Annotated in this window: 11 protein-coding genes; 4 read left to right on the forward strand and 7 right to left on the reverse strand. The window is 67.4% G+C overall.

The annotated features are described in order from the left end of the window. Positions 1 to 23: 23 nt before the first annotated feature. From ABY44_RS23355 to nthA, 4 genes are all read right to left on the reverse strand, one after another. Positions 24 to 611 carry a LysE family translocator gene (locus ABY44_RS23355; RefSeq protein WP_012338243.1) on the reverse strand — a complete coding sequence of 196 codons (588 nt, stop codon included), beginning with the start codon at positions 609 to 611 and terminating at the stop codon, positions 24 to 26. A gap of 184 nt (positions 612 to 795) precedes the next feature. Beyond that, complete coding sequence (locus tag ABY44_RS23360) at positions 796 to 2058, reverse strand: GTP-binding protein (RefSeq protein WP_060171029.1); 1263 nt, start codon at positions 2056 to 2058, stop codon at positions 796 to 798. Then, on the reverse strand, positions 2055 to 2708 hold the full coding sequence (gene nthB, locus ABY44_RS23365; protein ID WP_027791483.1) for a nitrile hydratase subunit beta: 654 nt from the start codon (positions 2706 to 2708) through the stop codon (positions 2055 to 2057). The genes ABY44_RS23360 and nthB overlap by 4 nt, the downstream gene beginning before the upstream one ends. 42 nt (positions 2709 to 2750) lie before the next feature. Beyond that, positions 2751 to 3350, reverse strand: a complete 600-nt coding sequence (nthA, locus tag ABY44_RS23370; RefSeq protein ID WP_431642370.1) for a nitrile hydratase subunit alpha — start codon at positions 3348 to 3350, stop codon at positions 2751 to 2753. A 512-nt stretch (positions 3351 to 3862) separates the two neighbouring features. Between nthA and ABY44_RS23375 the strand changes: the two genes are divergently transcribed. From ABY44_RS23375 to ABY44_RS23390, 4 genes are all read left to right on the forward strand, one after another. Next, positions 3863 to 4759: a transporter gene (locus tag ABY44_RS23375; protein ID WP_060171027.1), complete on the forward strand. Its 897-nt coding sequence runs from the start codon at positions 3863 to 3865 to the stop codon at positions 4757 to 4759. A gap of 91 nt (positions 4760 to 4850) precedes the next feature. Beyond that, positions 4851 to 5909 (forward strand): aliphatic aldoxime dehydratase, encoded by a 1059-nt coding sequence (gene oxdA / locus ABY44_RS23380; RefSeq protein ID WP_431642371.1) that lies wholly within the window; start codon positions 4851 to 4853, stop codon positions 5907 to 5909. Positions 5910 to 5964: 55 nt separating this feature from the next. Beyond that, positions 5965 to 7491 carry an amidase gene (locus ABY44_RS23385; protein WP_060171023.1) on the forward strand — a complete coding sequence of 509 codons (1527 nt, stop codon included), beginning with the start codon at positions 5965 to 5967 and terminating at the stop codon, positions 7489 to 7491. A gap of 144 nt (positions 7492 to 7635) precedes the next feature. Continuing rightward, the gene (locus ABY44_RS23390; protein WP_059695019.1) at positions 7636 to 8676 is read left to right on the forward strand and encodes a helix-turn-helix domain-containing protein; all 1041 of its coding nucleotides are present in this window, start codon (positions 7636 to 7638) and stop codon (positions 8674 to 8676) included. A gap of 73 nt (positions 8677 to 8749) precedes the next feature. On the opposite strand, the gene ABY44_RS23395 is transcribed toward ABY44_RS23390, so the two are convergent. From ABY44_RS23395 to ABY44_RS23405, 3 genes are all read right to left on the reverse strand, one after another. Further along, on the reverse strand, positions 8750 to 10225 hold the full coding sequence (locus tag ABY44_RS23395; protein WP_060171021.1) for a heavy metal sensor histidine kinase: 1476 nt from the start codon (positions 10223 to 10225) through the stop codon (positions 8750 to 8752). Next, the gene (locus ABY44_RS23400; RefSeq protein ID WP_021159240.1) at positions 10222 to 10917 is read right to left on the reverse strand and encodes a heavy metal response regulator transcription factor; all 696 of its coding nucleotides are present in this window, start codon (positions 10915 to 10917) and stop codon (positions 10222 to 10224) included. The genes ABY44_RS23395 and ABY44_RS23400 overlap by 4 nt, the downstream gene beginning before the upstream one ends. 28 nt (positions 10918 to 10945) lie before the next feature. Further along, the coding region (locus tag ABY44_RS23405) for an efflux transporter outer membrane subunit (protein WP_431642378.1) at positions 10946 to 12325 on the reverse strand (1380 nt) is incomplete at its 5' end.

The raw sequence follows: 12325 nt of genomic DNA on the forward strand, positions 1-12325 counted from the left end.
CGGCGAGCCGGGCGGGGCGCGCCCTACACGTCCAGCAGAAACAGCGCGCTGCCCGCGAGCAGCAGCGCCATCAGCCGGTTGAATACGCGCATCCTCCGCGCGTTCGCGAGCCGGTGCCGCAGTGACGCGCCGGCATACCCCCAGCAAGCGATCGACGCGAAACAGATCACGAGATACAGCGCGGCGAACTGCCAGACCTGCGCGCGGTCGCCGTCGGCCGCGTATGCGCCCATCGCGGCCACGCACGCGAGCCACGCCTTCGGATTCAGCCACTGCATCGCCGCGCCGGACGCCGCCGACGGGCCGGCCACGTCCGGGTCGGCCGACAGCCGGCCGTCGTCGAGCGCGAGCCGCAGCGCCATGTACAGCAGGAACGCGATCCCCGACCACTGCGTGGCGGTCGTCAGCACGGGCCAGCGCGCGAGCGCCGCGTGCAGCCCGAGGCCGATCAGCAGGAACAGCGCGACGAAGCCGAGCGTCGCGCCGGCCGCATACCGCAGGCTTGCGCCGAGACCGTGGCGCGCGCCCGCGCTGAGCGCGACGATGTTGACGGGACCGGGTGTGATCGACGACGCCAGCGCGAACGCGGCCATCGAAACCAGCATGCTCATTGAGTGCCTCCATGCGAATGTCAAAGTCGCATCGAGACTAAAGAAGCCGCGCGTGCCGGTATTGAAGAAAACTGCCCTCGGCGGCGCTGTCTGGATTCAGGTAACGCCGAACCGGGCACGGCGCTCACCGGTGCTCGACAGTCGTTGGACGCAGGCGTTGCAACCGAAGGCATCGAGTCTCACGTCACGGACGAGCGGCCGCCGCGAGCGCGTCGAACGCGTCGGCTTCCGGAAGCCGCAGCCACGACTCCGGGCCCGCGTCGATTTCCTCGACCGTCAGCAGGCACGCATCGAGTTCGCGACGCAACCGGTCGTGATCGACCGACTGCCCGATGAACACGATTTCCTGCCGACAATCCCCCGCAGGCTCCTCCCATTTTTTCAGCACGCCATCGCGGCGATAGTCGTCGTGCGGCCAGTCCGACTGCGGGATGAATCGCCACCATCGCCCAACGTAACCCCACTGGAACGCGCCGCCCGTCTGCACGAGCATGGCGATCTCGGGATAGCGGTGCGCAGCCCAGACATAGCCCTTGCAGCGAAGCAGTCGGCCGTTGTCCCACGGACGACGCAGCCATGCGAGCAGGCGCGCCGGATGAAACGGCGCACGTTCGCGATAGGTCCACGACGCGATCCCGTACGCATCCGATTCCGAGGGGCGTTCGTCGATCTGCATGCGCTGCATCCATCCCGGCGATTCGACGAGCGCCGGCAGATCGAAGCGCCGGGTATCGAGCACGTCTGACGGGTCGACCTTGCCGTGCTGCATCGGCAGGATTCGCGCAGATGGATTCAGCGACGCAAGAATCGCGCGCAGCCGGTCGAAACCCGCGTGGCCGATCCGGTCGAGACGGCTCACGAGGATCACGTTCGCGTATTCGACTTGCTCGAGCAGCAGGTCCGACAGTTTGCGCGGCGGACCGGAATTGCCGTCGTTCGCGAGCGCCGCGTCGTGCGCGACCGGTTCGGCCGACGCGATCATGTCCTCGAACGTCTCGCCGTCGACTACCGTGACGAGCGTGTCCAGCCGTGCCAGCTCGCTCAGGCTGAAACCGTCCCGATCGAGAAACGCAAACGTCTCCGCGACCGGCATCGGCTCCGAGATGCCGGTCGACTCGATCAGCAGATAATCGAAGCGGCGCTGCCGCGCGAGCGTGCTGATCTGCGCCAGCAGATCGGCGCGCAGCGTGCAGCAGATGCAGCCGTTGCTCATCTCGACCAGTTCGTCCTCGCCTCGATGCAGCTCGACGTTGCGCCGCACGTCGTCGGCGTCGATGTTCACTTCGCTCATGTCGTTGACGATCACGGCGACCTTCAGTCCCGCGCGATTGCGCAGGATGTGGTTCAGCAACGTCGTTTTCCCGGCGCCGAGGAAGCCGGACAGCACGGTGACCGGAATCCTCGGGCCAGGGGCGGCCGGCGCGCCTTGCTTCCTCGGCGTCGTCATGCGCTCTGCCCGGACGCGCGATCCAGGTAGCCTTCGAACAGGTCGACCACGACGTAGCCGTCGTCGGCGGCGTCGCCCCACAGATCCTTCACGCGGAACTCGACATGGTAGGTCGGCTGACGGGCGGCGCCGGTGTCGCCGTGGCCGATCGCGTCCGGGAAGGGCCACGATTCGGTCGTCCGGTGCAGCACAACGCCTTCCTTGCCGCGAACGTAGCCCGGCGCGCGGATGTGCCCGCTGACGTATTCGTCGCGAACGACGACACGCTCGCCGACCTCGAACCGCGTCGAGTCGGGCGGTGCCGCCCGGCCGCCGGACGTCGGCGGGTTCGCGAGCCGGAAATGCGAACCGAGCGCGCGGTCGAGTTCATCCTGCGTGAGCACGCCGGTTTCGACGAGCAATGTCGCCGTCGCGATCACGTAGCGCTCGTAGTAGCGCGTGCCGACATGCTGGCGTACGTCGATGCGTTCGACCGCGTGACGTACCTCGTCGACGCTGAATTTTTTCAGTTGGTCCACGCCGACGAACATCAGGCTGTACGCGAGATGTTCCCAGTCTTCCTTGAAGACCGGCTTGTAGCCGAGACTGTTGATCGTGTGCGGCACCGGGCCGAAACCCTGGAATCCGCCGAGGTCGTGAAAGCCGTCCATATGTGATCTCCGAGATGAAGGTCGAGAGCGAAACGGGGGGAGTCAGCGCGCGCGCGGCAGCGCCACGCCGATCAGCACATCCTTCGTGACGAGCGTGCGCAGTTGTTCCTCGGTCATGTGCTCGCTGTCGGCCGGCCGTACGGGCAGCACGAGGTAGCGGCTTTCGGCGGTCGTATCCCAGACCTTCACGACGACGTCGTCGGGCAGGTCGGTGCCGAGCTCGCGCAGCACCGTGCGGCCCTCGCGGACGAGCCGCGCACGATATTCGAAGCCCTTGTACCACTCGGGCGGCAGCCCGAGCACCGGCCAGTTCGTGCATGAGCACAGGCTGCAGACGATCACGTTCTTCAGCGTGGGCGTGTCTTCGAGCGCGACGATGTACTCGCCCTGCGGGCCGGTGTAGCCGAACTGCGCGCACGCGGCCGTGCCGTCCTTCAGCAGCAGTTCGCGAAACGCCGGGTCGACCCACGCACGCGCGACGATGCGCGCGCCGTTGGCCGGATCCCAGGTCGTGGACATCAGCTCGGTCAGGCCTTCGATATAGCCGTCGGGGATCAGGTTCTTCTCTTTCATCACGCGAAACAGCGCCCAGGCACGTTCGCCGGGCGTCGAGGCTGTTTCCGCGGAAGGGGTCGCGCTCATCGTGGGGTTCCTTGTCGTGGTTCGGGTTGACCGCCGCCATCGCGTTGGTATTGCCGTGGCGGGGCGTGGACGCGTGGTGTCGGTCACGCTCGACGAGCAGGGTAAGAAGAGAAAAAGCGCGGTTCTTTGCCGGCACGGATCGGAAACTGTGCTGAGACGGCCCCGTGGCGCGGCATGGAGCCGATGCGCGCGGATGCACGGAGATGGGCGGCAATTGGCGGGGCGCCCGGCACGAAAACAGCGGCAGCGGCGCACGTTTTGCGACCGCTGCATGACATCGGAGGCGCAGGCCCGCCACAGCCAATTTCTTGTTCCGCCGGAAAACAGAACTGCGGATTTTGCCTTCCTATTCTCATCCTCAAGCGACGGCCGTTCGATGTCGCGAATCGCCGGCATCCCCGATGTAACGGCGGAACAACAGTCGGCCAGCATCCCGCGATTCCACCATCCGGCGACGGTTCCCGTTCGTCGTGCGTCGAGCGTGGCGGTGTCTGCGCAACCAGGTGAGGAGCATGATGGACAACGTCAACAGAATGAAACTGAAGCGAATCGCGCGCTGGATCGGTTCGTCGCTGATCGCCGTCGCATCGCATTACGCGGGCGCGGTCGAGGTCGATCCCGGCGACTATGAGCAGTATCCGGTCGGCGCGACGATCGGCGTGCTGTACTACAACTATTCCGCGACGAACGCCTACTACGCGAACGGCCACCGGACGTCGGATTTCGACCTGCAGTCGAATGTCGGCATCGCCCGCCTGCTGCATGTGTTCCAGCTCACTGACAGGCTCACGATCGATCCGCAGGTGTTGCTGCCGTTCGGTCATATCAGCAGCTTCGGCAACGCCGGCGCGCTTGGCAGTACGAACGGTGTCGGCGACGTGATCCTGACCGCACCGTTGAAATTCCGCCTGAACGAAGCGAAGGACGTCGCCGCCGCGACGGTCTACGTCTACGCGCCGACCGGGAGCTATGACCAGAACCGCGGTCTCAATCTCGGCGCCAACCGCTGGTCGCTCGATTTCCAGGCAGCCTACGTCAAGCACTTTTCGCCGCAGTGGGCACTCGATCTCGTCGGCGATGCGATCTGGTACGGCAATAACACGTCGTACGGCGCGAGCGGTGCGACGCTGCATCAGCGGATGAGCTACAGCGCACAGGCGATGGTGCGTTACATGCCCGATCCGGGCACGTCGCTCGGGATCGGCGTCACGCAGCTCTGGGGCGGTGAAACGAGCGTCGACGGCGCGGACAACAACGACGCGCTGCGCACGACGCGCCTGCGAATCACCGCGGCGAAGTTCGTGACGAAGGCCGACCAGGTGCAAATCCAGCTCGGCACCGACCTGAGCGTGCGCAACGGTCCGAAGAACAGTGTGCTCGCCGGCCTGCGTTACGCGCACATCTTCTGACCACCCGCATGCGCCGGATAAGGCCGGTGCATGTCGCTCCTTCCCCACGTCGATACCCCGACACCCGATTCCCTTTCCAGAGAGGTCATGCATGGAATCTGCCATCGACAAACACCTGGTCTGCCCGCGGACGCTGTCGCGCCGCGTCGCCGATGACTACCAGCCGCCGTTCCCGATGTACGTCGCCCGGGCCGCCGAAGACCTGAGCCAGGTCGTGATGGGCTATTTCGGCGTGCAATACGGCGGCGCCGACAAGCGCGCGGCGGCACTGGCCGCTTTGCGCGGGATCGTCGCCGATTTCGGTGCGCAGGACGGCCCGAACAACTTCGATCTGACGCAACACACCGACGACCAGGGTTACGAGAACCTGATCGCCGTCGGCTACTGGCGCGATCCGGCCGCGTATGCGCGCTGGATTGCGTCGCCTGCACTCGTCGAATGGTGGACCTCCGACGCACGCCTCGCGGACGGCATCGGCTACTTCCGGGAAATCGTCGCGCCGCGCGCCGAGCAGTTCGAGACGCTCTACGCGTTCACGAACGATTTCCCCGGCGTCGGCGCGATCATGGACGGCGTCAGCGGCGAGATCGAGGAGCACGGCTACTGGGGATCGATGCGCGACCGGTTCCCGATCTCGCAGACGGACTGGATGCGGGCGGACGGCGAGTTGCGCATCGTCGAGGGCGATCCGGCCCGCGGTGGCCGCGTGGTCGTGCTGGCGCACGACAACATCGCGCTGATTCGCTCCGGCCAGGACTGGCGCGCGGCCGAGCACGACGAGCGCCGACTGTATCTCGAGGAGATCGAGCCGACGCTGCGCAGCGGAATGGACTTCCTGCGCGACAACGGCACGGAGGTCGGCTGCTACAGCAACCGCTACGTGCGCTCGATCGATCTCGACGGCAACGTGCTCGACGAGAGCTACAACATCGGCCACTGGCGCTCGCTCGACCGCCTCGAGCGATGGGTCGAATCCCATCCGACGCACCTGCGGATCTTCGTCACCTTCTTCCGCGTCGTCACCGGGCTGTCGAAACTGCGGCTGTATCACGAGGTTTCCGTCTTCGACGCGAAGCATCAGGTCTACGAATACGTGAACTGCCATCCGCGCACCGGGATGATGCGCGACGCCGTCGCCATCGCCCGCTGAATCCCGCCGGCACCGCCGGGGCCGGCGGTGCCGCTTACCGAACTGGAGAACGTCGATGGCCATCAAACGCCCGACCCGCGAACAACTGTCCGATATGGCAGCCGGCTTCGGCTTTCATCTCGATTCCCGGCAACTCGCCGAATACGACGATGCCCTGCAGGCGAACTTCGACGCCTACGATGCGATCGACGCGCTGCCCGACTATCTGCCCGTCGTCGCGTATCCGCGCACGCCCGGCTACCGCCCGGAAGGCGACGAGAACCGTTACGGCGCGTGGGCGCGCAAGAGCACGATCCACGGCGCCGCCGACGGCAAGCTGCGCGGCAGGACGGTGGTCGTGAAAGACAACATCTGCGTCGCCGGCGTGCCGATGCGCAATGGCTCGACCACGTTCGAGGGCTACGTGCCCGATGTCGATGCGACCGTCGTCACGCGGGTGCTCGACGCCGGCGGCACGATCGCCGGCAAGTCGACCTGCGAGTACTACTGCTTTTCCGGCGGCTCGCACACGAGCGCGTCGGGGCCGGTGCACAATCCGCGCAAGGCAGGGCACTCGTCCGGCGGCTCGTCGTCGGGCAGCGGCGCGCTGGTCGCGAGCGGCGAGGTCGACATGGCGCTCGGCGGCGACCAGGGCGGCTCGGTGCGGATCCCGTCCGCCTATTGCGGCATCTACGGGATGAAGCCGACGCACGGGCTCGTGCCGTACACCGGCGCGATGCCGATCGAGGCAACCGTCGATCATCTGGGGCCGATGACGGGCAACGTGCTCGACAACGCGCTGCTGCTCGACGTGATCGCGGGCGACGACGGGCTCGATCCGCGCCAACGGACGTTGCCGCCGCGCGCCGACTATCTCGGCGCGATCCGCGACGGCATCGCGGGATTGCGGATCGGCATCCTGCGCGAGGCGTTCGGTCTCGCCAATTCGGAGAAGGTGGTCGACGAGGCCGTGCGGGCCGCCGCGCTCCGGTTGCGCAAGCTGGGCGCGCGCGTCGACGAAGTGTCGGTGCCGCTGCATGCGGCCGGCACCGCGATCTGGCTGCCGATTGCGGCCGAGGGCGCGACGCAGCAGATGATGAAGGGCAACAGCCATGGATTCAACTGGGGCGGCCTGTACGTGACCGGCATGATCGATCATCACGCGGGCTGGCGCGAGCGCGCCGACGAGTTGCCGGATACCGTGAAGGTGACGATGCTGCTGGGCGAATATTTCACGAGCCGGTATCGCGGGCGTTTCTACGCGAAGTGCCAGAACCTCGCGCGACGCTTGCGATCGGCTTACGACGCGGCGCTGCAGTCGTATGACGTATTGCTGATGCCGACCGTACCGATGCGCGCGTCGAAGCTGCCGGAACCCGGTTGCGCGATGTCCGAGTCGCTGACGCGGGCGTTCGAGATGCTCGCGAATACCGCACCGTTCGACGTGTCCGGGCATCCGGCAATGTCGCTGCCGTGCGGGGTAGCCGACGATCTGCCGATCGGGCTGCAACTGGTCGGGCGCCGTTTCGACGAGGCGACGCTCTACCGCGTTGCGTATGCGTATGAACAGTCGTCCGACTGGCGTCGGACGACGTGCGCATGACATGTCCGGAGCGGTAGCATGCCGCCGCCGCGCCGCGTACCGGTTCGACCGGCCACGCGGTGTACGCGGTCATCGATTGGACAATGCGCTTTTGAACGGGCACGCTGTCGGCTGCGTGTTTGCTAACCCATGTGGGGCACGACCATGACGATGCGTCCTCTCCCGCGCGCCGCACGCGGCGACGCGCCCGGTCCGGCGTCCGGCAGCCCGCTGGACGAACGGACGAACGCGGCCATCGAGGTGCCGATCGACGGCTCGGTCAGCCAGCGTATCGAATTCTGGCGCGAGACGATTCTGCGCCTGTTCGCGGACGTGCAGATCGCGGCCGTGCAGAAAGCCGATTTCTTCGGCCGAGTGCGGCAGCGCAAGTGCGAAAAGATGCGAATCTCGGAAATCCACGCGAGCGAGCAGGCCGTGATCCGGCGTTATCGCCAGGCGCGCAGCGAGTACGAGGACAAGTATTTCGGGGTCTTGATGCTCGAGGGCAGCCAGTCGGTCGAACAGGACGGCAAGATCGTCACGCTGCATCCCGGGGATTTCGCAATCTACGATGCGACACGGCCTCACCACCTGCAGTTCGGCCAGTCGTGGCGCGAGATCGTCGTCAGCATTCCCCGCGCGACGCTGAACCAGCTCGTCGTCGGGATGGAGCACCGCACGGCGTGCCCGACGCAAACCGGGGACGGCGTCGGCAGCGTCATGCGTGCGTTTCTCGAGCAGATGTCGTCGCAGATCCGCAGTGTGACCGAGGACGAGATGCGGCAGTTGTCGGATACCGCGATCACGCTGATCGCGATGACGCTCGGGGGCATGCAACGCAACGACCTCGCGCAATCGAGGATGAAGGCGTTGACACTGACGCGTGTGAAGCGGCATGTGCTCGAGCACCTGCACGATCCGGAGCTGAACCCGATGATGATCGAGCGCTCGATCGGGATTTCGTCGCGGTACATCAACAAGCTCTTCGAGGCCGAGGAGACGTCGCTGATGCGTCACGTGTGGAACCTGCGGCTCGAACGGTGCGCGCAGGATCTCGCGAATCCGCAATGCGCGTCGCTGCGCGTGTCCGACGTCGCATTGCGCTGGGGATTCAACGACATGTCGCATTTCAGTCGCGTGTTTCGCGAGCGGTTTGCGATGTCGCCGCGGGCGTGGCGCGAGCAGGGCGGCAAGCCGCGCGCGTAATGCGTCCCGCGCCGCGTTCGTGGCCGGCAAGCGCCGATCGGAGGCGGCCGGACGTCGACAGGCGCAGCCGCCGTCAGTGCAGCGCCCGCGGCGCGTGCGCCGGCCGCGAATCGGTGGAGTCGACCACGCCGGTTGCATCGGTTGCATCGGTTGCATCTCCCGCGCGCAGCGGTCCGCCCGCGCAGGGTTCCGTCGACACCGAGAAGCCGAACGTGTTGACGCCGCCCGAACACGCGACGAATACGCTGCCGCCATGCATCTCGGCGACGGCCTTGACGATCGACAGCCCGAGCCCGTGGTTCTCCTTGCTGTTCGCGCGGGCTTCCTCGAGCCGGTAGAAGCGTTCGAACACGTGCGAGCGTTGCACCGGATCGATCGGCTCGCCGGGGTTCGACACGGCCATCTCGACGAGCGTGTCGCGGCGCGTGATCGTCACGTGCAACGTCGCGCCGGGCGCGGAATGCTGGATCGCATTGATCAGCAGGTTCGTCATCGCGCGACGGAACAGCGACGGATCGACGGCCGCGCGCGCGTCGCCGTGCAGTTCGGCGTGCAACTGCGCCTCGTCGAGCGGGATCTCGAGGAAATCGAGCATGCGCCGCACCTCGTCGGCGAGCGACACGTCCTTCAGGTCGGTCGCCCGTTCGCCGCGGTCGCTGCGCGACAGGAACAGCATGTCGTTGATGATCACGCGCAGCCGTTCGAATTCCTCGAGGTTCGACTGCAGCGTCTGCCGCATCCGCTCGACCGTGCGGTCGCGGCTGGTCAGCGCGACCTGGGTCTGGCCGATCAGGATGCTGATCGGCGTGCGCAGTTCGTGCGCGACGTCCGCGTTGAACGCCTCGAGCCGCGCGTAGGTCTGCTGGATGCGATCGAGCGCGCCGTTGAACGACGTGGCGAGGTCGCGCAGCTCGGCCGGCAGCGCGTCGGTGTGCAGCCGCTGGCGGCGGTTCGCGAGGCTGATGGCCGATGCATCCTGCGACAGCCGGTCGAGCGGCGCGAGCCCGAAGCGGGCCACCGCGCGGCTCAGCAGCAGCGTGATGATCGTCGCGATCGCGATCAGCCCGGCGAGCGTCCAGCCGAAGCGGCGCAGCATCCGCTGCGTGCGCTCGCACGAGCTGGCAACGATCAGCCTCAGTGTCGGCCGCTCGCCGTTGCCGGCCACCGTGACGGTCTTGGTCATCACGTCGTAGCTGCTGTCATTCAGCGCGTAGCGCTGGAATGCGCCGAACGGCGCGCCGACGGGCACGCCGTCGACGGGCTTGCCGAACCGGAAATCCGGATTCGTGCTGTCGACCTGGTAGCGCGTCGAGCCGTCGGGCGGTTCGAGATCGGCGAGCTTTTCCTGCATGAGGCGCCCGCGTTCGGACGTGAGCGCGTGCGACACGATCATCTCGGCGACCTTGGTGCGCGTATCGAGCGTCGCGCGCAGCTCGGCGAACAGCTGGCGCTCCATCATCACGAACAGCCCGCAGCCCACCAGCGTGAACACGAGCAGCGACACGATGCCGAACATCGCCGACAGCCGCAGGACGATCGAGCGTTTCATGCCGGCCTCTCGGTATCGCCGTCCTCGCGCGCCTCGAGCACGTAGCCCATGCCGCGGATCGTGTGCAGCAGCTTGTCCGCGAACGGGCCGTCGAGCTTCGCGCGCAGCCGCTTGATCGCCGTCTCGACGACGTTCGCGTTGCTGTCGAAGTTTACGTCCCACACGAGTTCGGCGATGGTCGTCTTCGACAGCACCTCGCCGCTGCGCCGCGCGAGCACGCCGAGCAGCTGGAATTCCTGCGCGGTCAGGTCGAGCCGCGTGCCGTCGCGGGTCGCGCGGCGGCCGATCAGGTCGACCCGCAGGTCGCCGATCGAGATCAGCGTCGATTCCTGCACGCGCGCGCGGCGCGTCAGCGCGCGCAGCCGTTCGATCAGCTCGAGGAACGAGAACGGCTTGGTCAGGTAGTCGTCGGCGCCGCCGCGCAAGCCCCGCACGCGGTCGTCGACGCGGTCGCGCGCGGTCAGCATGATGACGGGCGTCTGCTTCTGTGCGCGCAACGCACGCAGCACGCCGAAGCCGTCGAGCTTCGGCAGCATCACGTCGAGCACGACCACGTCGTAGTCGAATTCGACGGCTTTCCACGCGCCGTCCTCGCCGTCGAGCGCGGTATCGACGACCCAGCCTTCCTCGGTCAGGCCGCTCTTCAGGTACTCGACGACTTTCGGTTCGTCTTCGACGATCAGGACTTTCATGTTCGAATCCGTTGTCCGCGTAATCCGGTTAAGGGCCCGGGGGCGCTGGCGCCGGTGCCGGGGCTGCGGCGACCTCGGCCGGCGCCGGGCCGCTTGCCGCCTGGCCGTCCCAGCCGCCGCCGAGTGCCTTCGCGAGAAACACGACGAGCGCCGCGCGCTGGCCCTGGATCTGCACGGCCTGCCGTTCGCTCGTCAGCAACTGCTGCTCGGCCGTCAGCACGTCGATGAACGGCGTCAGGCCGCCCGCGTAGCGATCCTGCGCGAGCGACACGAGCTTGCGCGCGTCGTCGACGGCCGCGGAGGCCTGCTGCGCGGCCTCCGCGAGCACCGACAACCCGGTGACCGCATTCTGCACCTCCTGGAACGCGGTGAGCACGGTCTGCCGGTAATTGGCCTGCGCGGCGACATAGCCGGCCTGCGCGAAATCGACGCCGGCCTTCAGTTTGCCGCCTTCGAACAGCGGCTGGCTGAGCGACCCGCCGACCGACCACAGCAATGCCGGGACGGTGAACAGGCCGGCGAAGCGCGTCGCGTCCCAGCCGATGTCGGGCGACAGCGAGATGCGCGGGAAATACGCGGCGCGCGCGACGCCGATCTGCGCATTCGCGGCGGCCATCGCGCGCTCGGCCGACGCGACGTCGGGGCGCCGCTGCAGCACGTCGCTCGGCAGGCCGGTCGGCAGCGCGGGCGAATTGATCGGCACGACGCGCGGCGCGATCGAGAAGGTGGGGGCCGGCGTGCCGACCAGCGTCGCGATCGCGGTTTCGACCTGCACGCGCTGCTGGAGCAGCAGCTGCGCCTGGGTGCGCGTCGCGTCGAGCTGCGCGCGCTGCTGCAGCAGGTCGAGGCCCGACACCGCGCCGAGGTCGTGCCGCGCGCTCACGTAGTCGAGCGCCTTCTGCTGCAGGTCGATCGAGCGCTTGACGACGTCGATCTCGGTGTCGAATTCGCGCAGCGCGAAATAGCTCGACGCGAGATCGGCGGTCAGCACCAGGCGCGCGTTCGCGAAATCGTCGCGCGCCTGTTCGGTGGTGGCCTGCGCCGATTCGACGCTGCGCCGCACGCGGCCGAACAGGTCGAGCTCGTAGCTGACGCTCGCGCCGACCTGGACGTCGTTCTGCACGGTCGACGCGCTCTGCGTCGCGTAGTTGGTCTGCGGCCGGTCGGCCGAGATCTTGAAGCGCTGGCCGCTCGCGGTCAGGCCGACGGCCGGATACTGCGCCGAGGCGACCGACGCGAGTGTCGCCTTCGCCTGGTCGTAGCGCGCGGCGACGGCCTTCAGGTTCTGGTTGTTGCGCAGCGCTTCGGCTTCCAGCGCATCGAGCTGCGGATCGCCGAACGCGGTCCACCATGCCGGGTCGAGCGGCGCGCGGGCCGGCGCGGCCGGGTGCCAGTACGCATCGGCCGG

The sequence above is a fragment of the Burkholderia sp. ZZQ-2 genome, from assembly GCF_050768715.1.
Lineage (GTDB): Bacteria > Pseudomonadota > Gammaproteobacteria > Burkholderiales > Burkholderiaceae > Burkholderia > Burkholderia cepacia.

Excerpts from the sequence above, each read along its gene's own strand:
- ABY44_RS23355 (WP_012338243.1), bottom strand. The coding sequence starts at position 611 with ATGAGCATGCTGGTTTCGATGGCCGCGTTCGCGCTGGCGTCGTCGATC.
- ABY44_RS23360 (WP_060171029.1), bottom strand. The coding sequence starts at position 2,058 with ATGACGACGCCGAGGAAGCAAGGCGCGCCGGCCGCCCCTGGCCCGAGG.
- nthB (WP_027791483.1), bottom strand. The coding sequence starts at position 2,708 with ATGGACGGCTTTCACGACCTCGGCGGATTCCAGGGTTTCGGCCCGGTG.
- nthA (WP_431642370.1), bottom strand. The coding sequence starts at position 3,350 with ATGAGCGCGACCCCTTCCGCGGAAACAGCCTCGACGCCCGGCGAACGT.
- ABY44_RS23375 (WP_060171027.1), top strand. The coding sequence starts at position 3,863 with ATGATGGACAACGTCAACAGAATGAAACTGAAGCGAATCGCGCGCTGG.
- oxdA (WP_431642371.1), top strand. The coding sequence starts at position 4,851 with ATGGAATCTGCCATCGACAAACACCTGGTCTGCCCGCGGACGCTGTCG.
- ABY44_RS23385 (WP_060171023.1), top strand. The coding sequence starts at position 5,965 with ATGGCCATCAAACGCCCGACCCGCGAACAACTGTCCGATATGGCAGCC.
- ABY44_RS23390 (WP_059695019.1), top strand. The coding sequence starts at position 7,636 with ATGACGATGCGTCCTCTCCCGCGCGCCGCACGCGGCGACGCGCCCGGT.
- ABY44_RS23395 (WP_060171021.1), bottom strand. The coding sequence starts at position 10,225 with ATGAAACGCTCGATCGTCCTGCGGCTGTCGGCGATGTTCGGCATCGTG.
- ABY44_RS23400 (WP_021159240.1), bottom strand. The coding sequence starts at position 10,917 with ATGAAAGTCCTGATCGTCGAAGACGAACCGAAAGTCGTCGAGTACCTG.